Here is a 23,523-nt window from a genome sequence, read left to right as displayed (position 1 = left end):
GCTCTCACCGAACCGCGCGCGGCGATGATGGTACTGGTCTGCGTTGACATAAGGGGAACTCCTTCGTCCCTGACTGCATAGCGTGAATGCGATAGCGGCCCGCGGTTCGGATCCGCCAGGCCTTCGCCAAGAGTGCACCTAACTTTATAGCTTGTCAAGCGAGCGTACGGACTGTCATGTCGCTAGTGTTGGTGAATGGCAAATCTTCGCGAGAAGCAGAAGCAGCAGACACGGCAGTCTCTGCTGGATCACGCGCTGCGGTTGTTTCAGGAGCAGGGCTACGTCGCCACCACGATCGACGACATCGCCACGGCGGTTGGCACGACGCGCGTGACGTTCTATGCGCATTTCCCGAACAAGACCGAGCTCATGCGAGCGTTGTTCGGCGAACTGAACCGGCACCTGGATCGCCGCGAGGACTCAGAGCACGGATCCACGGCGGGTTCACTGGTGGATGCTGCGCGCGAGGGTGGCTTCACCGAGATCCGCACCTGGATCGGAGCGCAGGCCGCGCGCTGGCCCGACATCAAGCCGTACATCACCGTGGTCGAAGAGGCGTCGGCCGTCGACCCGGAGATGCGCGAGTTGCGCGACGCGTGGTTCGGCGAGGTGATCGATGACATCACGACCGGTCTTGCCGCAGCCGGACGCTTTGACGGGGACACCCGACGATATCGCGGGTATCTCGCGATGGAGCTGCTGAACAGTGCGAATATGCGGTGGATCCGGCATCCCTGGTCACTGGACGACGCGCCGGAGCTCGACATCCTCGCCGTCGCCTGGACGAGCCTGCTGGGAGAATGACGAAGGTCGGCCCCGTCCACCAGGACGGGGCCGACCTCACTCGTCAGATCAGTTGACGCCCCAGAGTTCGAGGAAGCCGGCCTGGTAGTCGGCCTTGCCGAACCACTCGCCACTCGCCTCGGCATCCGGCGTCAGCGCCAAGTCGGCGACGTTGGTCTCGTTGAACGCACGGCGGTACGGGAAGTCGAGATTCTCGACGGCGGACTCCCCCGCGGCCATGCGCGCAGCGGCATCAGCGATGTACCAGGCCAGCGCAGTCTTGTTGTAGCCGACCGAGGACTTCACGTCTCCGTCGGAGGCGAGATCCTGCAGCGCGGACAGATTGGCGTCGACGCTCGCGACCTTGATGTCGTCGCGGGCAGCAGACTGGATGCCCTGAGTCACCGCCGGCAGGAACTGGTCGAACTGTGCCTGAATGTAGGTGATGTCGGGATTCGCGACCAATGCGGAGCTGATCAGACTCGGCAGCCGCTCGAGCTGACCAGAGTTGATCTCGATCACCTCGGTGGTGCAGTCCGCACAGGCCTGCTCGTACACCCCGAGGATGCCGTGATCGGCCCACGCGCTCGTCGCCGGGGTATCGGTCAGCTTGATCACGAGCACGTTCGCCTTGGCATTCGAGTCGGCGATGATCCAGTTGGTCGACCAGCTCTGCAGCTTGACCTGATCCTCGGCGACGTACGCGACCTGCGACGGGTCGCCATCGCCGGTCGGCGTCGTGGTGGCCTGAACCCACGGAATGCCCGCGGCCTGCAGGTCTGCGACGGCAGTCGGCGCGAATTCCGGAGTGATTCCCGAGGAGACCACGGCTCCGGCCTTGGCGTCGATCGCCTGGGCGATGCAGCTGGAGATATCGGCCGGATTGGCCTTGCCGTCACAGATCTCGACCTTGGCGTCAAGGTTCGACAGGGCATCAGCGAGCGACTCGCCGATGTAGTTCAGCGTCGGCACCTGCAGCGTAGCGGGGATGTAATAGACGGTCTTGCCGGATAGAGCGCTGCCGTCGAACGCGGGACCTGGAGCGTCGAACTCGTCGACAGCGACAGATGCCGCATCGACGATGTCTTTCGCCGCCTGCGCCTCGGCGCTGAGCTCTGCGGCAGGTTCTGTGGCATTGCCCGTCGGCTCTTCGCCGCCTGAGGCGCAGCCGGCGAGAATGAGCATGCTGATGGCGGCGACAGCGACGCCAGCGATGCGTGGTGACTTCATGCGAGTGACTCCTTGCGTGGTGTGGAGAACATGCTTGTGCAGGGTATTGCGCGTGTGGTGCTGGTGCGGGCTGATCGGGTCAGCCCTTGACTCGGCGCTGCAGCAGGTGGGAGACGGTGACGGCGATGATGAGCGCCGCTCCGTAGAACACCTCGGTGACCCAGCCGGTGAGGCCGAGCAGCTGCAGTCCGAAGACTCCGGTAATGAGGAAGTACGCGGCGATCAGCATGCCGATCGGGTTGAAGCGACCCGGCACGACGGCGACTGTGCCGAGGAACACCGCTGCGAAGGTCGGCAGGAGGTAGGCCGACGCCGATGCCGGGTTGAATCCCCCGTTGCCGATCGAGATGACCACTCCGGCCAACCCTGCCAGCAGGGAGCTGGCGAGGTACGCGCCGACGCGGACGCGACCGACCGAGATGCCCGCGAGGGCGGCGACGGCACGGTTCGATCCGACGAAGGTCATGTGGCGGCCGATCGGAGTGGCCCCCATGATGTACGCGACGATCACGACGAGGATCACCCCGTACCAGAACAGGTGCGGAAGCCCCAGGAAGCGTCCGGTCGAGATCGCGGCAAGCGCCGGGTCGAGCCCGCTGACGGTGGTCTCGCCGGACAGCAGAAAGGCGAGGCCGCCCGCGACGCTCCAAGTACCGAGGGTGACGACGACAGAATTGATACCCAACCCCACGACGAGCGCTGCGTTGATCGCGCCGAACACCAACGCGAGGGCGATCGCACCGAGCACGGCGGGCAGAATCGGCCAGCCGTGCAGCACCGCGAGCGATGGCACGGCGACGGCGGCAATGCTGAAGATGCCCGCGAACGACAGATCGAACTCTCCCACCGACATCGTGATAACGACGCCCAGCGCGAGGAATACCACGGGGGTGATCTGGCTGAACACGGTGCGCATCGCATTGATCGCGCTGACATCTCCCGGAACCAGTGCCAGTAGCACGAGGAGCATGATGATCCAGAGGATCACGAGCGCGTAGCGCGAGAGCAGATCCATACTGATCCGCCGCAGTGGCGACACGGGCTGCGGGATGACAACGTTCGTCGTCGTCGTCGAGGGCTGGGTCGTGGTCATCGGTCGGTTCCTTCGTGCTGGTGGAGATCCGCTGTGCTGTGGAAGATCGCGGAGAAGATGTCGTCGGCGCTGAACGGACGGGTGAGCTCGGTGAGCACCTTCCCCTCCTCGAGCACGACGACACGGTCGCAGACTGCGGCGAGATCGTCGACCTCTGAACTGCAGAGCACGACGGCTGCGCCATCGACGGCCGCCTGACGGGTGGCCCGCAGAACGGCCGAACGCGCGCCCACGTCCACCGCCTGCGTCGGGTCGTCGAGGACGAGTGCCGCCGGTCCCCCGAGAAGGCATTTGCCCATGAGCACCTTCTGCTGGTTGCCCCCGGAGAATGTGGCGATCACAGCGTTTCGGTTCGGCGGAGTCACATCGAAGTCGCGCAGCACGGCTTCCGTCTCGGCCTTCTGCCATCCGAGCCCTGTCCACCAGGACTTGCCGCGTTTGCGCAGATGCGGCAGCGTGACGTTCTCCTGCACGGTGAGTTCTGTGGCGAGGCCCTCCCCATGTCGGTCCTGGGGGATGTACGCGACGCCGGCGCGGAGCACCTTCTTGATGGTGGACCGCTCGAGAGGGATCTCGGTCTGATCGACGACGATCGAGCCACGACGCCCCGGCTGCGCGCCAGAGATGAGGGTGCCGAGGCCGGAGAGCCCCGAATCCACACTGCCCGTGAAGCCGACGACTTCGCCGCGCTTGATCGTGGCAGAGACGTTGCGGATGCGACCGCCCCGGATACTGCGCAGCTCGATGCCTCCGTCCTGGATCTCTGACGGCATGCTCTCTGCGAAGTCATCGAGTTCGCCATAGCGCCCGAGCACGAGCTTGGTCAGTGCGCCCTCGTCGAGGTCGGCGGTCGGCACGCCCATCTCTACGACGCGGCCATTGCGCAGGGCGGTGACGCGGTCGGCGATCTGCAGCACCTCGGTGAGGTTGTGACTCACGATGACGACCGCGGTGCCCTGCGAGGTGAGCAGCCGGATCATGCCGTAGAAGTCGTCCAGCGCCTCATGCGGAATGGCACGCGATGACTCGTCGAAGACGATGATGCCGCCGCCGGCCGTGCGCTCCTGCAGCGCGCGGGCTATCGCGACGCCGACGCGCTCACTGGGGCGCAGCTTCGCAACCTTCGTCTCGGGATCGATGTGTCCCAGATTCAGGAACTCCAGCGCCTCACGGACTGCTGAGGCATCCTTGGCCTTGTTGATCCAGCCGGTGAACCGGTTCGTCGAGTGCCGCCCGACGCGTACGTTCTCACGCACGGAGAGGTCGGGGATGAGCCCCAGGTCCTGGTGGACGAACGCCAGGCCCTCTTCGTGGAGCCTGCCGGGATCCACCGGCGCACCGATGCGCTTGCCGTCGATGAACACTTCTCCCCCGGCATCCGCGCGGTACACGCCACTGATCAGCTTGATCAGCGTCGACTTGCCGGATCCGTTCTGACCGATCAGTGCGTGCACCTCAGCGGGCCGCACCTCGAGGTGTGCGTCATTGAGGACCGTGATCCCGGCGAACGTCTTCGACAGCGAGCGGACTTCGAGTCGTGGTGCAGTCACTGCAGTCATCCTCGCGACACCTCCTCGTGTGGCATGAAATCATCCGAGGGCGTCGTCGCCTCGGATCGTGTGTGAAATCCTACGTGATTTCACATGGCATTACTAGATCAATCGTGTGCGATCTTCCATTGCGCCCGCAGAGCAGTCCCGTAGTCATTGCCATTGGGCATTCGTAGCGTCGTATGCACGTGGAACCGCGCGGGAAGCCGGTTGTTCAGCCATACGCCGGCGTGGTGATCGAGCTCGGCGAGAATGATCGGACTGTGGATGCGGAAGTAGAACGGCTGGGTGCCGTCTGTAGCCCCGTACCAGCTGAAATGGGTCTCGTCGCGATGCGCATCGAACTCGGCAAGTGTGAGCGCACGTTGGGAGTCCACGAGCAGGAGCAGGAAGTCCTCGACGATGGCACGCAGCAGGGTCCACTGGTCATCGGGCAGCTCCGCCGCGCTGATGCCCTCGTAGGGCACGACGCGGTTGTCACGGAACGCGCCGGCCACATGGCGCTCGTCGGCGGGATGCAGCCGCCCCTCCGGCATCGCAGGGTCGAGCACCGACCGGTAGACGATCGCCTGCGCCCGCTGGCCGGCATCCAGACTCTCCGCAAGTTCGATCGCAAGCTGCTCGCGCGCGTCGAAGAGCGGCGGCCGTTCGTCATCCGAAAGCGCAGGCTCGGCGCCGAGGAAGACCGGTGCGATGACGTGCCGACCGCCAACCGAGACGAAGTTGAGTGCGACGTGATGGCCGAACAGCTGCCACCCCCAGGGTTGGTCAGGAGAGGGCGTGCCATAAAGAGCGAACCAGTAGCTGCGGTCGTTCATGATCGACGGCAGATCGACGAGCCCACCGAGGTAGCCGTTGAGGGCCATAGCCTCGGCCAACCGCTCGTAGCCGACAGGGCTCAGCGACGCGCGGATGACGGCGAGCGCCGCCCGCACGACCTCGTCGCTCTGCTCTTCAAGCCGGAGACCGATGCGGAAGAAGACGAACTCCGGGTTGCTCCAACCGCGCCACTCGTCGGCATCCATCGGGTAGCAGAGCTTCGCGCGCTGCCCAGGCGTGAGCAGGTCGAGCAGCGCAAACGCCGCGGTCGCCGGAGCAGGGTCGGATCGTGCGCCGGCCGGAAGTGAGTACAGACCCTCGAGTGGAATACCGTCGGTCGTGATGCCGACGAACGGCTCGTCGTACAGCCCCTTCCAGTACTCCAGCAGTTCACGAAGGAAGGGTGCCTGGTAGCGGTCCGACGCGAACTGCTCGTAGTCCATGCCGCGGACGCTTGCGAGCATCGGGTCGTCCCGGTCGATGAGGTGCTCTCGGTAGCTGCCCGAGCTCAGCTCGACGGCCTCCTCGCGACCGACGACACGGTCGGTGGAGAAGAAGTCGTCGATGTCGTTCTGATCGGTGTGGTCATTCATCAGATGCTCCGGTCTAGACGGGTTCTGTCAGCAGGCGGTACGACTCGGTCTCATCGGCGAGCACGACGGCGTCCTCGAGTCCGAGACCCGCTCCGGCGGTGAGGTGCGGTGTCGTGGCATGGACGGCATCGCCGATCAGGGGACAATGCGGCCCCGATGCCACGGGAGCGGAAGAAGGAGGTTGTCCATCGGGCGATACAGCACGAGCGAATCTGACATCGGCGGTCTTGGTGCTCGCGACCTCGGCGGGACGCGGCACGATCGCTCGCCACGCGCCCTGGCCGGAGAACTCCGGTTCGGGAGCATCCGGGAATAGCCACTCACGTGTCGAAGACGTCAGCCCGTCCGGCGTCCGTACCGACTGGTCGTCGCCACCCGCGCCATGCGCGAAGAACTCGTCGAGCACCCCGATACCCCCGAGGGCGCGCAACGACGGGCCGCCGATCACCAGCGCACGCATCGAGTCCGCCATCACCGATCTCAGATCGGAAGGTTGAACATCTTCTTGGCGTTGCCGTACAGCACGGCTTCGCGATCGGCGTCGCTGATTTCGATCTCGTTCTTGAGGAACTCGACACCCTGGCTCATCCAGCTGTAGAAAACCGGGAACGACGAGCCGAACATGTAGTGGTCGGCGCCGTTGATCTTCAGAGCAGCCTCGACCTGCGTCTTACCCCACGAGTGCGGGTGGGTCATGTCGTAGTAGATGTTCTCGTCGAGGTAGCGCTTGATCTTGTCGCCCTCCGACGCGTCGAGGCGCTGCATGGCCTCCTTCTTCACAGGCGCGTGCGGGGTGAGCAGTTCGGTGTTCGCGAACCAGTTGCCGCCCATCATCGTGTGAATGAACCGGAGACCGGGCATCTCATCGAACATGTGACTGAAGAGCTCGCGACCGACGGCGACACCCTGGTCGACGATCCGACCGAATTCGCGGCGCAGGTTGGTGTAGTCGAGCACCGACTTGTACTCCACCGGCAAGGGCGTGTGATGCACGATGACGGGTACATCGAGCTTCTCGATCGCCTTCAGGTAGGGGCGGAAGACCTCGTCGTCGAGGTACAGCTGGCCGTAGTGGCAGGCGAGCTGCACGCCGACGGCGCCGAGATCCCCCACTGCGCGCTCGAGCTCGTAGACGTTCTCCTTGCCGCCCCACGGCGGCACGCATGCGGTGGAGAACAGACGGCCGTTCGAGCGCTCCACGATCTGGGCAGCGTTGTCATTGACGGCCTTGCAGGTTTCAAGCCCCAGCCACTCCTGCCAGACGGGCACGCGCATGATGCCGTAGTCGACGCCCGCCTCATCCATCGCCGCGAGCTTGGCTTCAGCCGAGTAGTCGCCTTCGACGTAGTTGAGGTTCGGGTAGCCCTTGGGCTTTTCCAGGACGAGCTGCTTCTTGCCGTTCTCCATCTCGATGACGGTGGCGATCTCACCGAAGCCTCGCGGCGCACTGTCGAGGAAGCCGTTCAGGATCTTCTCGTTCGTGAACAGGTCTTCGGGAAGGTGATGGATGTTGATGTCTACGACCTTGGTCATGAGGCTCCTTTGTGCTCTCGGCGACTCGATAACGCAACCTTAGCGCATCGTGCTTGAAATCGTGTGCGATTCTGCGTACGATCAGTCTCGCATTCAAGGAGGAGTGAAATGGTCGAACTCACACGCCGCGACATCGAGTACCGGCACGGTGCAACGACGATGCGTGGGCTGCTAGTCACACCGCCGAAGACGGCGGAAGGCGACATCGCACGCCCGACAGTCCTGCTCATTCACGATGCGTTCGGCCTGAGTGCGGACATGATCGCGATCGCCGCGAAGCTCGCAGACCGCGGCCTCACTGTGTTCGCGGCAGACGTCTGGGGCGATCGCGCGACTCCGACGGCGCAGCCTGAGATCGGTCCGCTGATCGGATCGATGACCGGTGACCGCCCGGAGTGGCAGGCACGCATCACCGCAGCGCATCGGACAGCGATCGGACAGCCAGAAGTCGATGCCGACAGCATTGTGCTGCTCGGCTACTGCTTCGGCGGAGCATCCGCCCTCGAATTCATCCGCACCGGCGGTGACGTACGCGGCGTGATCGCGATCCATCCCGGCCTCGACCTTCTTGAGCACGATTGGTCGGCGGCGGCGGCATCGGGTACGTCAGCATCCGACACCCAGGTCTACGTCGCTGTCGGCTCGACCGACCCGATGGCGACGCGCGAACAGCGTCTGCAGCTCGAAGATGACCTCACCGGCGCGGGCGCCGACTGGGAGATCGACGTCTACAGCCGCACCACGCATGCTTTCACCAGTCTGCGTTCCCAGAACTCTCCCCGTCCGGAGCTCTTCAACTATCACCCTCGCAACGCGGCGCGCGCCTGGCAGGCGACGACCAGGGTGCTCGACGAGCTTTTCCCCGTGACCACCGACGCCTGAACAGGCGACGAGCCACATCCGCAAGAAAGAGAAGACATGCACGATATCGCGATCATCGGAGCCGGCCCCGGTGGACTGGTCACGGCTCTGCGCCTGCATCAGCAGGGCATCACGACCACCGTCTATGAAGCAGTCCCCGAGCTGAAGCCCCTCGGCGTCGGCGTCGATATCAAAACGGTCGGCACGAAGGAATTCGACGAGCTCGGGCTGCTCGACGACTTCCGTGCGATGTCGGTCGAAGCCGTGGACTCCATCTTCTACAACCACTTCGGCCAGGAGATCTACGCCGAGAAGTGCGGCGTGCATATGGGGTACCTGCACGAGCAGCGATTCGTGCACCGCGGCCTGCTGCAGATGATGCTCTACCGCACCGTGCTCGAGCGTCTCGGCGAAGACGCGGTCGTGCTGGGCGCCCGCGTCACCGGTTACACGCAGGACGATGACGGTGTGACCCTCGAGTTCGAAGATCCGGACGGCAACGTCTCGCACGCGCGTCACGATGCCGTGATCGCCGCGGACGGCATCAAGTCGGCTGCGCGCCGGCAGATGCATCCGAACCAGGCCGAGCCCGAGTTCTCGGGCATCACGATGTGGCGCGGCACGACGCTGCGCGAGCCCATCCGCGGCGGCCACACGATCCTGCACCTCGGAGATCCGCGCATCTCGACGATGATCATCTATCCGATCGCCGAGAACTTCGAGGACACCGGCCTCGACCTCATCAATTGGGTCGTCGAGACCAACGGCGAGGAGACCGTCGAGGACTGGAATGCGGTCGCCGACCCTGAGGAGATCATCCCCGCCTTCGACACGCTGAAGCTGCCGTTCCTCGATGTGCAGGAGTTGATCCGAGAGGCGCGCGAGGTCTACCTGTTCCCCTTGATTCGGCACTTCCCGCTGGACTCCTGGGTGGACGGGCGCGTGGTGCTGCTGGGAGATTCCGCGCACGCGATGTACCCACGCGGCGGAAACGGCATCACACAGGCGATGCTCGATGCACGCGTGCTCACCGAGAAGCTCGTAGACCACGGCGACCCGGTCACCGCGTTCGCCGAATTCGATGCCGCCCGCCGCCCGATCGTCAACCGCATCACCGATAACATGCGTGGCGAGGGCTACGAGGTCATCCGCCGGATGGTGGCTGAGCGCACGGATGGCAAGCCGTTCGACGATGTCGAACAGGTGCTGCCGCTGGCCGAGGCAGACGAGATCTTCAGCAAGTATCATGCCTTGGTCGGCTCTCCCCGCCCCGGCCACGAGGCAGGCGAGGCGACCGGATTTCGCACGTGGGAAGAGGTCAGCGCACGATGAGTCATTCCGCGGAGGGCGAGATCTTCGCCGTCGAGAAGCTTCGACAGGATGCCCTGATCGCCGGCGACATCGACGCACTGGACGCGATCTTCGATGACTCGCTGATCCACATCCACGCCCCAGGGCTCGTGCACACCAAGGCACAGCTGTTGGAGCATGTGGCAGTGCGCCGCGCGTACATCGAGATCACCCGACAAGACCTGCGCGTGCGCGTCTTCGGCGATACGGCCGTGATCACGGGCGGAATCGTGAACCGGATGCACGCACCGGGCGGCGGTGAGCGCATCGTCGACGGCGTCGTCACCCAGGTTGTGCACCGCTCACCTGACGAGCAGGGCGCAGATGGACACTGGCGGTTCGTGAGCTTCCAGATGACGCCATACGGCGAAGAGGTGTGGGGCAAGCTGCCCAGCGAGAAGGAGAAGGCATGAAGCTCGCACGTTTCCACACCGGCGACGGAGAGGTGCGCCTCGGCCGTGTCGATGGTGCCGAGATCGTCGATCTGTCCGGCATTGCAGGCATCGGGTCGTCCCTGCGGATGCTGATCGGCGAGCTGGATGCTCGGCGCGACAGCATCCTCGCCTCCGATGGCGCGCGCCATCCGCTCTCAGATGTCACTCTGCTCGCCCCGATCGACGACCCGCAGAAGTTCCTCGGCATCGGCATGAACTATGCCGAGCACGCCGAGGAGGCGCGGCAGGCTGGCATCCCGATCCCGACCAGTCAGATGTGGTTCAACAAACAGGTCTCGTGCATCAACGACCCGTTCGGTGACATCGTGCGTCCCGTCGTGTCCGAGCAGCTCGACTACGAGATCGAGCTCGGCGTCGTGATCGGAAAGCCTGCCCGCAACGTGTCGGCCGAGGATGCCCGCGAGTACATCGCCGGATATCTGGTGACGAACGACGTCTCGATCCGCGACTGGCTCGCGAAGCTCTCTCCCACCTTCACGCTCGGCAAATCGTTCGACACGCACGGTCCGATCGGACCGTGGCTCACGACCGACGACGAGATCGCCGACCCGCTGAAGCTGCAGATGACACTGACCGTGAACGGCGAAGTTCGTCAGAGCGCCGACACCAGCGACATGATCTACGACATCTACGAGCAGATCGCGTACCTCAGCCAGGTCATGACGCTGCAGCCGGGCGACATCCTCGCCACCGGCACACCGTCCGGGATCGGTGCACCGACGCAGAACTGGTTGGTGCCGGGTGACGTCGTGCACGCAGAGATCAAAGGTCTCGGCGCGATCGAGAACCGCGTCGTCGGAGCCTGATCCGTGGTTCGTCGCAGGAGCATCTTCATCGCCGGGTTCGAACATGAGAACCCGGTTCCCGCGGCGAGCGTGATCGGTCAGCATCTCGTCTCCGGGGTGCTGACCGGACGTGATCCGATCACGAAGGAGATGCCGGCAGACCTCGATGCACAGCTCGTGAACGTCTTCGCGCACGTGCGTGAGCTGATGGATGCCGCGGACGGCACCGTCGACGACATCTCCAAGATCACGGTGTGGCTGGCCGACGACCGCTATCGCGATCGTGAGGCGCTCAATCGCGAGTGGACGGCGATGTTCCCGGATGCTTCCAGCCGCCCTGCACGCCAGGTGATGTCCGCGCGGTTCGATGGCTCAACGCTCGTGCAGTGCGATCTGCAGGCGGTGCTCGCCGAGTGAGCACTCGAGGGTTATCTCCCTCCGGCGGGCGCATCGTCCGAATCCTCGCCGTCCTCGCCGTGTTGTCGGCGCTGGCGCCGCTGTCGATGGACATCTACATTCCCTCGCTGCCGACGATGCAGGCTGAGCTCGGCGGCGAGGCCTGGGTCATCCAGGCGAGCATCACAGCCTGCCTGCTCGGAATCGGCGTCGGCCAGCTCGCGTGGGGCCCGCTCAGTGACCGGCACGGTCGACGTCCGATCATTCTGATCGGGGTGATCGGGTGGACGCTCGCCTCGGTACTGAGCGCCGTCGCAGCCGATGCCACAACGCTCATCATCGTTCGAGGCCTCGCCGGGGTGTGCGGCGCGGCGGGCATCGTGGTGGCACGGAGTGTCGTGCGGGACATCTCCGACGACAGCCATGTCATCTCGTCACGTATCGGGCTGCTCGCGCTGGTGACGGCGCTGGCTCCCGTGCTCTCACCGCTCGCAGGAGCCCTGATCGCGGCGGCGTGGGGGTGGCGGACCGACTTCGTCGTGCTGACAGCACTCGGCGGGGTGCTGGCGCTGGCCTTCGCCCTGATCGTTCCGGAGACCCTGCCCGCGGATCAGCGTACGGGTGGGCAAGGCGCCGGGGTCTTCCGCGCCCTCGGTGCCGCGCTGCGTGACCGAGAGCTCGCGTGGACCGCAGCAGCGATGGCCGCACACTCGCTCGGCTTCTACGCGTACATTACGACGGCATCGTTCATCGTCGAGCGGGAGTTCGGATTCCCTCCGCTGGTGTTCGCGCTGGTGTTCGGAACGAACGCTGTGGCGATGTTCGCCGCCAACATCTTGTTCCGACGGATGGCGCGCACCCGGCATCCGTCGTCGGCCATGGGAATCGGGCTCGCGGTGAGTGCGGTCGCGGGCGCATTGCTGTTCATCCTGGCCGTTTCGGGGGCTGCGCCATGGATGCTCTGGGCACTGTCGACGGTCTTCGCTGCGGCGACAGCCTTCGTGCTCACCGGCGCACACAGCTGGGGTCAGACCGTGGTCACCGCAAGCGGTGCAGCCTCAGCGCTCACCGGCGCCGCGCAGTTCTTCGGCGGAGTGATCGGCTCACCTCTCACGGGAGTGATCGGCACGACGGCCGCAACCCTCGGTGCAGTGATCGCGGTCAGCTCGACGGTCGGCGTGCTCGCGTTCCGGAGGGCCGTGCGACACCGCGACGCCCGCGATGCGTCCCCTGCGCCCGACACGCCCGACACACCCTCTGGGTCGCGATCTCCGTCGCTCTGAGGCGGCCGAAGCGACGTAATCTGCGACCTGGATGTCGACTTCGGTTCGTTGAGTGTTCGGGACCAACTCCGAGTGGCGGCGGCGCTTCGCAGCGCCGCCCGGGGTGTCTGCGAAGCGCCCAGCGAGAGCCGCCTCACACTCTTCCGCAGACTGACCCGGCTCCAGCCCCAGGGCCACCGGTATTGCGAACAGCGCCTCGACCGACCTGTTCGCCTGCTCAAGGCTCTCGACCTTCGTGCGGAACACGATCCGCACGCCGAGGCGAGCGGCCTCACCGAGCAGAATCGGCTCCAGGCGATCTTGCGGGATGTCGAGACCCGACACCGGACTCGCGGTGAGGTACTCGCTCTGCCGCTGCGGATCGTTGCCCCACGACCACACGCGACCAATCTCTTCACCGGCCAGAGTCGTGCACAGCACGTGATTCGCCATGTCCGCGCGAGAAGCGGCCTGAGCTGTCACGGCATCCTGAAGTCCGATCGCGCGCATGACTTCCATCGTGCGCTGATTGGTGATGTGTGCGCGAGGCGAGTCGGACGCCTAGCTGGATCGTGTGATCATCATGACGTCGAGGCAGTGGCGGGCGAGCAGGAGGGCGGCGGTCGCTCCCCTCGGCCCGCTGCCGACGATGAGAACGTCGGGGTGAATCGTGCCTGTATCGCTGTCCGAACGTGTCATGGCAGGGGTACGACTCCGTCCGCGATCGCGTGCGCGTATGCGACGCGGGTGAGGCGACGTTCTTCTCGCCCCCGCGGATGGTCGGCGGGCGTCGCCCCCAACAATCGCTTTGTGTACGGGTGCTCGGGTCGTTCGAAGAGATCGTCGGCGTCGGCGATCTCCACGATGCGGCCAGACCTCATCACGGCAATACGATCGGAGATGTGCCGCACGATGCCGAGATCGTGCGCGATGAACAAGTAGCTGACGCCCGTCTCCTGTTGAAGATCAACCAGCAGATTGATGATCTGACTCTGGGTGGAGAGATCCAGCGCACTGACGGCCTCGTCACAGACGACGAGCTGCGGCTTGAGCACGAGAGCGCGCGCGATTGCGACTCGCTGCTGCTGGCCGCCGGAGAGCTCGGTCGGGTAGCGCTCGAGGTGCGCCCTCTGGAGTCCGACCTGGTCAAAGGCGTCCTGCGTCACGCGTGCGCGTTCCCGGCGGTCGGAGATGCCGTGACGCGCCAGTGCTTCAGTCAGCGCGAATGCCGCCGGCCGCTTGGGGTTCAGGGACATCGAAGGATCCTGGAACACCGCCTGCACCTGCTTGCGGTATCCCAGCGGTGTACGTGCCCCGTAGCTGGAGATGTCGACACCGTCGACCTCGATCGTGCCCTCGGCGATCGGCAGAAGTCGGAGGATGGCACGTCCGGTTGTCGACTTTCCCGAGCCCGATTCGCCGACGAGCCCGAGCGTCTGGCCCCGGCCGATGTCAAAACTGACGTCTTCCACGACGCGTGTGGGGCGTCGTCCGAAGAGGGAGGACGTACCGTATTCGATCGCGATATCACGCACCCGCAGCAGCGGATCGGTCACCGGCGTGAGAGTTGGCAAGACCATATCCGTACTCACTGCACCACCTCCAGGGTCAGCTCGTGAGCGCGGATGCACCGTGCGCCGTCCACCATCGGAATGGTCGCAATCGTGCACGCCTGGGTCGCGAACTCGCACCGGCTCGCGAAGTGGCAGCCGACCGGCCACTTCCCCGCGAGGGGCACGACGCCCGGAATCGTGGGAAGACGCTCGCCTTCTTCCTCCCGCGTCGGGTTGGCCGCGAGCAGGGCCGCGGTGTACGGATGCTTCGGGTCATCGAACAGCGACGCCACATCGGACTCCTCGACGATCTCGCCGGCGTACATGACGGCGACCCGGTCGCATACCTCTGCCGCGACCCCCAAACCGTGCGTGATCAGGAGGATGCTGAGCCCCAACTCGTCGCGCAGTTCGAGCAGCAGGTCAAGGACGTGCGCTTGCGTCGTCACGTCCAGCGCGCTCGTGGCTTCATCAGCGACGATGATGTCGGGTTCGGATGCCAGGGCGATCGCGATCGCGACGCGCTGCGCCATACCGCCGGAGAACTGGTGCGGATAGTCCTTCAGCCGCGTCTCCGCCTTTGCCACACCGACGCGTGTGAGCAGCTCGATCGCCCGCTCCGTCGCCTGCGCCTTCGACATCTTCAAGTGCGCGCGCAGCGGCTCCATGACCTGTTTGCCGATCGTATGCACCGGCGAGAGGGAAGCCATCGGGTCTTGGAAGACGGCAGCCAGGCGTGTGCCACGGATGCCGCGGAGCTCCTTCTCCGAAAGGCCGGCGATGTTCTCTCCGTCGAGGAGGATCGTCCCAGCGCTCACGCCGATGCCGGGCGGCAGGAGACCGAGAATGGCGCGAGCGAGCATCGACTTGCCTGAACCGGATTCGCCCAGCAGGCCCACGATCTCACCCTTGCCGATCGTCAGCGACACATCGCGCACCAGCGGTATCTGCCCACCCGGTGTGCTCAGCGCGACGTGCAGACCCCCGACGGCCAGCCGGGGAACCGCACTGGTGACTGAGATCGACTCTGGGTCAACCGGCGCCTCTGTACGCGTGTCATGTGTGATCGGCTTGATGCGCTTGCGTTTGTCGCCTGCGAGTGCGTCGTTGATGCCGTCGCCGACCATGTTGAACGACAGCACCGTGAGAACGATCACGACGCCGGGTGGGATCGCGAGGAACGGCTGCACGCCGATCTGCGCAGCGGCGAGCCCGAGCAAGCCGCCCCACGATGGGACGTTGGACTGCAGTCCGATGCCGACGAAGCTCAGCATCGATTCGATGATGATCGCGGCGCCGGTGAGCACAGCGCCTTGGATCACGAGCGGTCCGATGAGGTTCGGCAGGATCTGCCGGAAGATGATGGAGGTCTCGCTGATACCGGAGACTTTCGCCGCATCCACGTAGAGCTTGCTGCGCTCGGTGAGCGTGATCGCCCGCGCCATGCGCGCGAAGTTCATGACGAAGATCGCTCCGACCGCAATCACGATCGCGTACAGCTCACGCCCGAGGATCGCGATCACCGCGAAAGCAACGAGCATGCCCGGCAACGAGTCGAAGATGTCGATGAAGCGCGTGCCGATGCGGTCGTACCATCCACCGCGGTATCCGAGCAGAAGTCCGAGCGGCACGCCGATGACCATGGCAACGAGCACAGAGCCGAGCCCGACGGTGAGGGCAATGCGCGCACCGAAGATGATGCGGCTGAGCACGTCCCGGCCGGCGTCGTCCGTACCGAGCCAGTGCTCGGCGTTGGGTCCTTGCAGCACGCCTTCCGGTGTGTAGTTCGTCTCCAGTGGGCCGAAGGGCGCGATGGCTCCGGCGAATATCGCGCACAGCGCCACGGCCAGCAGCCAGACGAGGGAGAGGACCACGGTGGGCTGCCTCATCAGCCGCGTGACCACTCGCGGAACGCTGCGCTTCCTCGCCTCCGGGACGGCGACGAGCACTTCAGTCTTGGGAGCGGGCAGAGTCACGCGGGCCTGGCCTTCGGGTTGAGAACGCCGTAGAGGATGTCTACGACGAGGTTGACCAGGATGATGAGCACCGCCACGAACAGCACGGCTCCCTGCACGACGGAGAAGTCTTTGCCGGCGACGCTGTTGATCAGGAGCGTTCCGATGCCGGGGAAGCCGAAGACCCGCTCCATCACGAGGCTCGTGCCGACAAGAATCGAGACCGCCAGCGCGGAGGATGCCAGCACGGGAACCATCGCATTCCTGAGCGCGTAGACCCAGATGATTCGCCGCCGCGGTACGCCGGCAGCAGTCAGCGTGTCGGCGTACTTGGACGCAAGGGCATCGGCCACAGCGGTACGCGTCTGCCGCGCGATGAGGGCGGATGCACCGGCACCGAGCGCGAGGCACGGCAGTACGAGCCCGCCCAACCACGCAGGAAGGCTCTGGGACGGTGGCACCCATGCCACAACCGGGGCGATGCCAAGGCCGTTGACGAACACGATGATGAGGATCAGCCCGAGCCAGAATTCAGGGATCGCCTGCATGAGCGAGGAGAACGCCGTGACGCCGCGATCGATGCCTGTGCGGGCATGGGTGCCGGCGAGAACACCGAGGCTCACACCGATGAGCATGGCCACGAGCAACCCGCCACCGACCAGCGAGAGTGTGGCGGGCAGTCGTGTGATGACCTGTTCGGTGACGGGCCGACCGCTGATCAGCGAGTTGCCGAGGTCACCGGTGAGTGCGGCCGCGAACCAGTCGCCGAGGCGCACCAAGAAGGGTTGATCAAGGCCCAGTTCTGCTTCGACCCGAGCGATCGACTCCGGGTTGGATCCGGCTTCGCCGAGGATCGCAGCCGCGGGGCTTCCGGGGATCATGTAGACCATCAGGAAGACCAGCGCTGAGACGATGACGAGTTGTGGCACGACGAGGAGGAGCCGGCTGCCGATGAGTTTCAGCATCGTCTTCTCACAGTTCCTCCACGTCGTGCCACAGCCATCCGCTTTCTTCTATCGACTCGTTCAGGCAGCCGGGGTGATCGCGTAGTAGTCGATTTGCTTGGGCTCCCAGTACAGGAACGGCTGCACGTTGTCGACGGTAGAGGTGTTGAACGCGATCATCTCGTTGCCCTGGTTGTGACTGCACACGAGGGCCTCGTCGGCGATCTGCTGCATCACGGCCTGCCACGCGGCGGGCGCTTCGTCTTCGGATGCCGCAAGAGCCGCGTCAGCGAGCGACTTCAACTCTGCGCTTTCCTCACCAGCCGGATTCGCCCCCGCGCCTGCCGCCCACCAGGTGGAGTACCAAGCAGACGGAACGATCTGCGAGTGCTGTCCGAGCCCGAGCCCGAACTGACCCGAGTTCCAGTTACCGCTCCACTGCGGTGGCGCGAATTCCTGAACCGTGATCGTCACGTTCGGCAGCTGTCCCATCTGCTCTGCGCGCTGCGCACTCTCGTTCTTCGTGAACGGTGCGACGGACATCTCGGCTTCGATCGTCGGGTTGCCCAGCTCCTCCCACAGCGCGAGCGCTTCGTCGAGCTGACCGTCGTATCCGGCGATGGCAGGGTTATGGGCCGGTTCGCCGTCGATGAAGTGCTGCGGCTGCGCGGTACCGTCACCGAGAGCTGCGACGGCCTCGTTGTCCATCGCCATGCACAACGCCTGGCGTACTCGAGGATCGGCGAACTGGCCACCCTCGGCGCGGTCGAAGAAGGTGATGTTGTTGCGAATCGCCGGGTAGTCATAGAAATCAGCGTTCGCTGAAGACTCGAACATCGAGATGACCTCGGGTTCGGAGTCCGCAACATCGAACTCGCCGCTCAAGATACCCGCCGCGACCGAGTTCACATCGGTGACACCGTAGAGTTCGATGTTCTCGAAGGCAGGCTGGTCACCCCAGTAGTCCTCGTACTGAACGAAGGAGGCCTTTGTGCCGGCGATGAATCCATCCGCGTCGAACTGCCAGGGACTTGTGCCGACGGGGTGGGTCTCGATGGAGCCGTCCGCGATCGCCGCGGGGCTTCCGATCGGCATGTTCATCTGTGACAGCGTCGCGACGAACTCCGGGTTGGGCTGGGTGAGATTGAAAGCCGCCGTGTACTCATCCACCGCGTCGACGCTGGCGACCTGCACCTTCAGTGGGCCACCGTACTCACCCCCGACAGTGTTGGCGATGTAGTCGAAGTTCGCCGCAACGGCGTCGGCATTGAACGCGGTGCCGTCGTGGAAGGTGACGTCCTCGCGCAAGGTGACCGTCAGCACCGTTGCATCGTCGTTGAACTCCCACGCCGTGGCGAGATTCGGGAGGATTTCACCGGTCGTCGAGCGGTTGACCAGCGTCTGGTAGGGGACTCGCATGTAGCCGGGCTCGTTCGAGACGCCGGGTGCCCAGTTCTCAGGGAACGACCCCCAGTTCGCCTTGAGCGTGTCGTTGGTACCCTCTTCGGCGGAAGGACCGGTTTCGTCACCGCCAGTACCGGAGCATCCGGCCAGCAGCAGACCAGCTACGACCAGTGGTGCTCCGATTTTGAGGACGGGGTGCATTCGGGACATCGACGCCTCCTTGCGTCTCGGCTCGGTTCGAGCAACCGAGTACGTGTGCAAGAAAGCTATCGAGGATCGCACACGATTGCTAGTGCGATTTTCGACGCGATAGTCAACGTGATCACATCGTGATCCATCGCGATGCCCAGATGGCGGCGATCAGCGCCTGCTGCGACCGATCTCCTCGGCTTCGCGCTCCGCTTCATCCTTGGCGACGGCGTCCAGCGTGTTGATCTCGTGCTGGCGCACCGACGTCTCGATGAGATCAGCCTCGGCACCGCTCTCGATGAGGTCGAGGATCTCATCGTGCTCCGTCAGAGAGGCCAGCGCGCGACCGGGCGCGTACCAGAACGCGGTGCGGCGAATGAGGTCCAGCCGCGTCCACTCAGAGTGCACGAGATTATTGAGGCGCTCGTCATCGGACTGCGAGCACAGCAGCTCATGGAAGGCCCGGTTCAGATCGCCGAACCGCTTAGGGTCGAAGTTCGCGAGCGCCTCACCCATCCGTTTGTTCAAGTCGCGTGCCTCTGCCACCTGATCGTCCGTCAGGCGCGGAGCCGAGAGCGCGGTCGCGTATCCCTCGAGTCGCGCTAGCAGATTCATCGTGCGATGCCAGGAGTCGACATCCACTGACTTGACCACGGCTCCGGCGTTCGGGACGATGTCGACCCAGCCCTCGGCCTCGAGGCGCCGGAGCGACTCACGCCAGGGCACCGAGCTGATACCGTGCTCACGACCGAGCTGATCGATCACGAGCCTCTGGCCAGGGCTATACGTGCCGTCCATGATCCCTCGGCGCAGGATCACATATGCCTGCTCGGCTTTACTCAACGTCTTCGTCTCGGTCACGGTGCCTCCTTGTGCTCAGCAATCCTATCGGTGATCATGTGCGATTTTGGGTTACGCTCGCCCGATATGCGCGAGGAAACGCGCGATGACCGGCTCTTCCGAGGAACCGGCCCGCGCCAGCACCAATGCACGCAACGGCTTCGGCCGCGGCTCGACGTCTCGTAACGTCAGATCGAATCTCGCGAGGCTCGCACCGTCCGGGTCGGGGAGGATCGCGTTCGCGACACCCGCCTCGACAAGCGGGATGCTGGTCTGGATGGTGTCAACGGTGCGGATCGAGGCCGGCGAGACCCCGTGGCGATCAAATGCCGCCTCCACCGCCTCCGGCAGGCTCGGCACCGCGGTCGTGCGCCGCGGCAGTACGACAACCTGGTCGTCGAACCATTTGAGCGGGAGCGGGTCCGGCATGTCATCCCGCTCTGGTGGGAGAGCGGCGACGAGCGGCACCGGGCCCCAGTCCACGATGTCGAGCACGTCGCCGTGACGCTGCGCGAACTGCTTCGCGTCGGCCACCATGACGGCCGCGACGTCGACGCTGCGTTGCTGCAGCATGTCGATCGCCGTCCACGGCGGTGGATCCACGAGACGAACCTCGACGTCCGGAGCGCCTGTCGCGAACTCGCGCAGCAGACGCGGCATGCGATGCCACATCAGTACAGGCACCGCGGCGATGGTGAGTGCACCAGCGAGTCCTGCGCCGAACCGCTTGAGCGCCGACGCGATATCGTCGACCTCGCCGAGTATGCGGGTGGATGCATCGAGCAGGTAGCGCCCTGCGCTCGTAGCCTCAACCCCACGAGGCGTGCGCACGAGCAGAGTTACACCGAGCTCGACCTCGAGTTTGGCGATTGCGACGCTCAACGGAGGTTGCGACATGTGCAACTGGACGGCGGCAGCGGTGAACGACCCCGCCTCGACAACGGCGGCGAAGTAGTGCAGGTGTCGCAGCTCCACATATGCAGAGTACCGAACGGTGGCCCTGCCCATACATTGGTCGTATGGCTTCGAGAGCGAACCGGTAGTTCTGCCCGAGGCATCAGAGTGTCACGCTGAGCACATGCTCCCGATCACCAACTCGAACCCCGCCTTCACACTCACCCGCTCGAGCCATGTCGCCATCTCGGTGACCGATCTCGCGCGCAGCCGCGACTTCTACCGCGACGTCATCGGTCTCGTCGTCACCGAGGAGACGAGCGACGCGATCTACTTGCGCGGACTCGAGGAGGCGGCGCACCACAGCCTCATCCTCGAACTCGCCCCGCAGGCGAAGGCGCTGCACGTCGGCCTGCGCGTGCGCACTGACGACGACATCGTCGCCGCGGAGAAGTTCTTCGCCGAGAATAATATCGAGCACCAGCGGGTCGAACGCGATCACCAGGGCCCAACGATCCAGTTCCGCGATGCCGTGGGCACCCGCATGGAGCTCACCTCATCTATGGACGTCGTGCCGCGCAAGATGCAGAACTACAACGAGTTCGTCGCCGGCGCCCCGCAGCGTCTCGACCACTATCAGTGCGTCACGCATGACGTCCAGACCGCAACTGACTTCTGGACCGGACTCGGCATGCGCATGTCCGAATACACCGCCAAGGATGACACCGATGAGCTCTGGGGCACGTGGATGGAGGTCAAGGGCAACACGCATGACCTCGTCTTCACGAACGGCCGCGGGCCCCGCCTGCATCACTTCGCCTACGCGGTGCCGGACGGCTCCTCGCTCATCCACGCCGCCGATGTCGCGGGCGCACTTGGGTTCGGTGACGAGATCGACCGGGGCCCCGGCCGCCACGGCATCAGCAACGCGCTGTTCCTCTACCTTCGCGACCCGGACCAGCACCGGGTCGAGCTGTTCAACACGCATTATCAGTTCATCGACCTGGAGACCCCACCGATCCGCTGGGACGTCTCGAACCCGCGGCGAGCGCAACTGTGGGGGATGCCCGCGTCGAACCGATGGTTCTTCGAGGCGAGCGAGTTCCCGCAGGAGCCCGTACACGAGCCGTTACTGAAAGCGGGCCCCGCGACACTCGAGGACTACCTCGGCATCCACTGAGCAAGGCCCATCCGTTCGCAGCAGACCAGCAAAGGAGTTGGATATGTCTCAACGCGAGGTTCTCGTCCTCGGTGGCGGCATCGGTGGGCTGTCAGCCGCGATCGCCCTTCGGTAGGAGGGGCATGACGTCCACGTCATCGATCGCTATGAGAGCGCACATGCGTCGGTGCTCGGCGTCGGCGTCATCCTCAGCGACGACCCGACCGACATCGCGCTTGCGCCCCGAGGAGTCGATGATCGCCTCCGCCCCGCGGCACAAGGGCCGCGTAGTCCTCATAGGCGACGCGGTCCACGCGATCACCTCTCACCTCAGCCAGGGTGCCGCCCAGGCGATCGAGGACGGCGTCGTACTGGCGGATGTGCGCACCCGACACGAACATCTGGATGCCGCCTTCGACGAGTCCACCGTGCGCCGCTACGAGCGGTGCAAGCTCGTTGTGGAGACGTCCGAGGCGATCGGCGCGTGGGAGATGGGCAAGCTTCCAGACTTCGACAACATCGCCGCGACCCAGCGCGTTCTCGAGATCATGGCGCAACCGATCTGAGAACCAGTGCCACCGATGTCCGTACAACATGTTGTCACATATATATATAGACATATATGCTAGCTATGAGCACCCGCGAAGACGCGTGGTGAGAATCCACGAAGGTGTAGGAATCATGAACAAGCTCAATATTCTTGTCGTCGGTGGCGGCATCGGCGGCCTCTCCGCCGCAATCGCGATCCGCAAGGCCGGGCACGATGTCCATTTGATCGAGCGGTACGCATCGGCTCATGCATCTGTCTTCGGGGTCGGCATCATCCAGCCGATCAACGCGCTGCGTGCTCTTGACGCCCTCGGTGCGGCCGACGCTTGCCTGGAGTCCGGCTTCGCCGCTGCGGCCTGGGGCGCGATGTACGACTACGACGGCAACTTCATCCGCGACATCCATGGCACCCCGATCGAGAGCAGCACACTGCCTCCGATGAACGGAGTCACCCGCCCACGACTCCACGAGATCCTCACCGAGCGTGCGGTCGAAGTCGGCGTCGATATCCAGTACTCGACCTCATTCGTCTCACTCGAAGAGCGCGGTGGCGACGTGATCGTCACCCTCGCCAGCGGTGAGCAGATCACGGCTGATCTTGTTGTCGGCGCCGACGGTGTGGCCTCGAAGGTGCGCGGGTATGTGCTCGACGCCGAGCTGCGTCCTGAGTACATCGGCCAGTCGGCTTACCGCCAGAACATGCCGATCTTGCCGGAGATCGACCGGATCATCCTCCAGGAGGGCCCGAACGGCATGGCCGGTTTCGTGCCGATCGGCAAGGACCTGGCGTACATGTTCTTCAACAAGCCGATGGCGCGAGATGAGCGACCTGCGACCGCGGATCTCCCGACTGCCCTCCGCAAGGAGCTCGAGGGCTTCGGCGGCCTCGCCGGGCGCTTCCGCGACGAGTTCCTCAGCGACGATCCGGCGGACATCGTGCTGCGGCCCGAAGAGGCCATGATCGCACCAGCCCCGTGGCACAAAGGTCGCGTGGTGCTCATGGGCGATGCGGTGCACGCGATCACGCCGCACCTCGGGCAGGGCGCGGCACAAGCGATCGAGGACGGTGTCGTACTCGGAGAAGTGCTTTCGACCGACGAGAGCATCGAGGATGCCGTCGTCGAGTTCACCGAGCGCCGTTTCGAACGCTGCAAGCTCATCGTCGAGACCTCACGCAACATCGGCGAGTGGGAGATGGGCAACCTGCCCGGCTTCGACAACGTCGCCGCCACTCAGCATGTGTTGAAGGTCATGGCACAGCCACTCTGACGCGCATCGTCACGCCTGGGCCGCGCACGCAATCTCGCGCTGCCCGGGCGATAGGCT

Annotated in this window: 22 protein-coding genes and 1 pseudogene; 10 read left to right on the top strand and 13 right to left on the bottom strand. The window is 64.8% G+C overall.

The window, feature by feature from the left end; all coding sequences use genetic code 11:
• Positions 1-195 precede the first annotated feature (195 nt).
• A complete protein-coding gene (locus ACTU6V_RS02195; protein ID WP_443474798.1) occupies positions 196-804 on the top strand; it encodes a TetR/AcrR family transcriptional regulator in 609 nt (202 codons plus the stop codon).
• Positions 805-852: 48 nt separating this feature from the next.
• Here the strand turns inward: ACTU6V_RS02195 and ACTU6V_RS02190 are convergent, their stop codons facing one another.
• The 6 genes from ACTU6V_RS02190 to ACTU6V_RS02165 all read right to left on the bottom strand — a co-directional run bounded on the left by ACTU6V_RS02190 (position 853) and on the right by ACTU6V_RS02165 (position 7,601).
• Positions 853-2,013 carry a sugar ABC transporter substrate-binding protein gene (locus ACTU6V_RS02190; RefSeq protein WP_443474797.1) on the bottom strand — a complete coding sequence of 387 codons (1,161 nt, stop codon included), beginning with the start codon at positions 2,011-2,013 and terminating at the stop codon, positions 853-855.
• 79 nt (positions 2,014-2,092) lie between these two features.
• Positions 2,093-3,106 (bottom strand): ABC transporter permease, encoded by a 1,014-nt coding sequence (locus tag ACTU6V_RS02185; RefSeq protein ID WP_443474796.1) that lies wholly within the window; start codon positions 3,104-3,106, stop codon positions 2,093-2,095.
• The gene (locus tag ACTU6V_RS02180; protein WP_443474795.1) at positions 3,103-4,656 is read right to left on the bottom strand and encodes a sugar ABC transporter ATP-binding protein; all 1,554 of its coding nucleotides are present in this window, start codon (positions 4,654-4,656) and stop codon (positions 3,103-3,105) included. The genes ACTU6V_RS02185 and ACTU6V_RS02180 overlap by 4 nt, the downstream gene beginning before the upstream one ends.
• 107 nt (positions 4,657-4,763) lie before the next feature.
• Positions 4,764-6,068 carry a DUF3500 domain-containing protein gene (locus ACTU6V_RS02175; RefSeq protein WP_443474794.1) on the bottom strand — a complete coding sequence of 435 codons (1,305 nt, stop codon included), beginning with the start codon at positions 6,066-6,068 and terminating at the stop codon, positions 4,764-4,766.
• A 13-nt stretch (positions 6,069-6,081) separates the two neighbouring features.
• Complete coding sequence (locus tag ACTU6V_RS02170) at positions 6,082-6,540, bottom strand: Rossmann-fold NAD(P)-binding domain-containing protein (protein WP_443474793.1); 459 nt, start codon at positions 6,538-6,540, stop codon at positions 6,082-6,084.
• Positions 6,541-6,548: 8 nt separating this feature from the next.
• Complete coding sequence (locus tag ACTU6V_RS02165) at positions 6,549-7,601, bottom strand: amidohydrolase family protein (RefSeq protein WP_443474792.1); 1,053 nt, start codon at positions 7,599-7,601, stop codon at positions 6,549-6,551.
• A 108-nt stretch (positions 7,602-7,709) separates the two neighbouring features.
• Here ACTU6V_RS02165 and ACTU6V_RS02160 point away from each other — a divergent pair, with 108 nt between their 5' ends.
• The 6 genes from ACTU6V_RS02160 to ACTU6V_RS02135 are packed head-to-tail and all read left to right on the top strand — an operon-like array spanning position 7,710 to position 12,731.
• The gene (locus tag ACTU6V_RS02160; protein WP_443474791.1) at positions 7,710-8,483 is read left to right on the top strand and encodes a dienelactone hydrolase family protein; all 774 of its coding nucleotides are present in this window, start codon (positions 7,710-7,712) and stop codon (positions 8,481-8,483) included.
• 36 nt (positions 8,484-8,519) lie between these two features.
• Positions 8,520-9,794 carry an FAD-dependent monooxygenase gene (locus tag ACTU6V_RS02155; protein ID WP_443474790.1) on the top strand — a complete coding sequence of 425 codons (1,275 nt, stop codon included), beginning with the start codon at positions 8,520-8,522 and terminating at the stop codon, positions 9,792-9,794.
• A complete protein-coding gene (locus ACTU6V_RS02150) occupies positions 9,791-10,225 on the top strand; it encodes a nuclear transport factor 2 family protein (protein WP_443474789.1) in 435 nt (144 codons plus the stop codon). Before ACTU6V_RS02155 ends, ACTU6V_RS02150 begins: the two co-directional genes overlap by 4 nt.
• Complete coding sequence (locus tag ACTU6V_RS02145) at positions 10,222-11,073, top strand: fumarylacetoacetate hydrolase family protein (RefSeq protein WP_443474788.1); 852 nt, start codon at positions 10,222-10,224, stop codon at positions 11,071-11,073. The genes ACTU6V_RS02150 and ACTU6V_RS02145 overlap by 4 nt, the downstream gene beginning before the upstream one ends.
• Before the next feature lie 3 nt (positions 11,074-11,076).
• Entirely contained in the window at positions 11,077-11,469 is a 393-nt protein-coding gene (locus tag ACTU6V_RS02140; protein ID WP_443474787.1) for a RidA family protein, read from the top strand.
• Positions 11,466-12,731 (top strand): multidrug effflux MFS transporter, encoded by a 1,266-nt coding sequence (locus tag ACTU6V_RS02135; RefSeq protein WP_443474786.1) that lies wholly within the window; start codon positions 11,466-11,468, stop codon positions 12,729-12,731. Before ACTU6V_RS02140 ends, ACTU6V_RS02135 begins: the two co-directional genes overlap by 4 nt.
• 204 nt (positions 12,732-12,935) lie before the next feature.
• Here the strand turns inward: ACTU6V_RS02135 and ACTU6V_RS02130 are convergent.
• From ACTU6V_RS02130 to ACTU6V_RS02100, 7 genes and pseudogenes are all read right to left on the bottom strand, one after another.
• Positions 12,936-13,409 (bottom strand): annotated as a pseudogene (locus ACTU6V_RS02130) (FAD-dependent monooxygenase); the annotation flags it as partial.
• Positions 13,406-14,290, bottom strand: a complete 885-nt coding sequence (locus ACTU6V_RS02125) for an ATP-binding cassette domain-containing protein (RefSeq protein WP_443474785.1) — start codon at positions 14,288-14,290, stop codon at positions 13,406-13,408. The pseudogene ACTU6V_RS02130 and the gene ACTU6V_RS02125, both read right to left, overlap by 4 nt.
• A gap of 8 nt (positions 14,291-14,298) precedes the next feature.
• The gene (locus tag ACTU6V_RS02120) at positions 14,299-16,239 is read right to left on the bottom strand and encodes a dipeptide/oligopeptide/nickel ABC transporter permease/ATP-binding protein (protein WP_443474784.1); all 1,941 of its coding nucleotides are present in this window, start codon (positions 16,237-16,239) and stop codon (positions 14,299-14,301) included.
• Entirely contained in the window at positions 16,236-17,183 is a 948-nt protein-coding gene (locus ACTU6V_RS02115) for an ABC transporter permease (RefSeq protein ID WP_443474783.1), read from the bottom strand. Before ACTU6V_RS02115 ends, ACTU6V_RS02120 begins: the two co-directional genes overlap by 4 nt.
• 60 nt (positions 17,184-17,243) lie before the next feature.
• Positions 17,244-18,776 carry an ABC transporter substrate-binding protein gene (locus ACTU6V_RS02110; protein ID WP_443474782.1) on the bottom strand — a complete coding sequence of 511 codons (1,533 nt, stop codon included), beginning with the start codon at positions 18,774-18,776 and terminating at the stop codon, positions 17,244-17,246.
• A 150-nt stretch (positions 18,777-18,926) separates the two neighbouring features.
• Entirely contained in the window at positions 18,927-19,616 is a 690-nt protein-coding gene (locus tag ACTU6V_RS02105) for a GntR family transcriptional regulator (RefSeq protein ID WP_443474781.1), read from the bottom strand.
• 51 nt (positions 19,617-19,667) lie between these two features.
• Entirely contained in the window at positions 19,668-20,570 is a 903-nt protein-coding gene (locus ACTU6V_RS02100) for a LysR family transcriptional regulator (protein ID WP_443474780.1), read from the bottom strand.
• Between the two features lie 103 nt (positions 20,571-20,673).
• Here ACTU6V_RS02100 and hpaD point away from each other — a divergent pair, with 103 nt between their 5' ends.
• The 3 genes from hpaD (at position 20,674) to ACTU6V_RS02085 (ending at position 23,466) form a co-directional block, all read left to right on the top strand.
• A complete protein-coding gene (gene hpaD / locus ACTU6V_RS02095; RefSeq protein WP_443474779.1) occupies positions 20,674-21,669 on the top strand; it encodes a 3,4-dihydroxyphenylacetate 2,3-dioxygenase in 996 nt (331 codons plus the stop codon).
• 233 nt (positions 21,670-21,902) lie between these two features.
• Positions 21,903-22,214, top strand: coding sequence for a Rossmann-fold NAD(P)-binding domain-containing protein (locus ACTU6V_RS02090; protein ID WP_443474778.1), 312 nt, complete (start codon positions 21,903-21,905; stop codon positions 22,212-22,214).
• 115 nt (positions 22,215-22,329) lie between these two features.
• A complete protein-coding gene (locus ACTU6V_RS02085; protein ID WP_443474777.1) occupies positions 22,330-23,466 on the top strand; it encodes an FAD-dependent monooxygenase in 1,137 nt (378 codons plus the stop codon).
• Positions 23,467-23,523: the final 57 nt, after the last annotated feature.

Source organism: Microbacterium zouquanmingi, from assembly GCF_052266675.1.
GTDB lineage: Bacteria > Actinomycetota > Actinomycetes > Actinomycetales > Microbacteriaceae > Microbacterium.
Note: the sequence above shows the minus strand (reverse complement) of the source record. Positions and strands in the feature narration are given on the sequence as shown.

Coding starts and splice junctions, on each gene's coding strand:
- ACTU6V_RS02165 (WP_443474792.1), bottom strand. CDS start 7,601: ATGACCAAGGTCGTAGACATCAACATCCATCACCTTCCCGAAGACCTG.
- ACTU6V_RS02125 (WP_443474785.1), bottom strand. CDS start 14,290: ATGGTCTTGCCAACTCTCACGCCGGTGACCGATCCGCTGCTGCGGGTG.
- ACTU6V_RS02115 (WP_443474783.1), bottom strand. CDS start 17,183: ATGCTGAAACTCATCGGCAGCCGGCTCCTCCTCGTCGTGCCACAACTC.
- ACTU6V_RS02145 (WP_443474788.1), top strand. CDS start 10,222: ATGAAGCTCGCACGTTTCCACACCGGCGACGGAGAGGTGCGCCTCGGC.
- ACTU6V_RS02085 (WP_443474777.1), top strand. CDS start 22,330: ATGAACAAGCTCAATATTCTTGTCGTCGGTGGCGGCATCGGCGGCCTC.
- ACTU6V_RS02150 (WP_443474789.1), top strand. CDS start 9,791: ATGAGTCATTCCGCGGAGGGCGAGATCTTCGCCGTCGAGAAGCTTCGA.
- hpaD (WP_443474779.1), top strand. CDS start 20,674: ATGCTCCCGATCACCAACTCGAACCCCGCCTTCACACTCACCCGCTCG.
- ACTU6V_RS02090 (WP_443474778.1), top strand. CDS start 21,903: ATGATCGCCTCCGCCCCGCGGCACAAGGGCCGCGTAGTCCTCATAGGC.
- ACTU6V_RS02195 (WP_443474798.1), top strand. CDS start 196: ATGGCAAATCTTCGCGAGAAGCAGAAGCAGCAGACACGGCAGTCTCTG.
- ACTU6V_RS02170 (WP_443474793.1), bottom strand. CDS start 6,540: ATGGCGGACTCGATGCGTGCGCTGGTGATCGGCGGCCCGTCGTTGCGC.
- ACTU6V_RS02175 (WP_443474794.1), bottom strand. CDS start 6,068: ATGAATGACCACACCGATCAGAACGACATCGACGACTTCTTCTCCACC.
- ACTU6V_RS02155 (WP_443474790.1), top strand. CDS start 8,520: ATGCACGATATCGCGATCATCGGAGCCGGCCCCGGTGGACTGGTCACG.
- ACTU6V_RS02190 (WP_443474797.1), bottom strand. CDS start 2,013: ATGAAGTCACCACGCATCGCTGGCGTCGCTGTCGCCGCCATCAGCATG.
- ACTU6V_RS02160 (WP_443474791.1), top strand. CDS start 7,710: ATGGTCGAACTCACACGCCGCGACATCGAGTACCGGCACGGTGCAACG.
- ACTU6V_RS02110 (WP_443474782.1), bottom strand. CDS start 18,776: ATGTCCCGAATGCACCCCGTCCTCAAAATCGGAGCACCACTGGTCGTA.
- ACTU6V_RS02185 (WP_443474796.1), bottom strand. CDS start 3,106: ATGACCACGACCCAGCCCTCGACGACGACGACGAACGTTGTCATCCCG.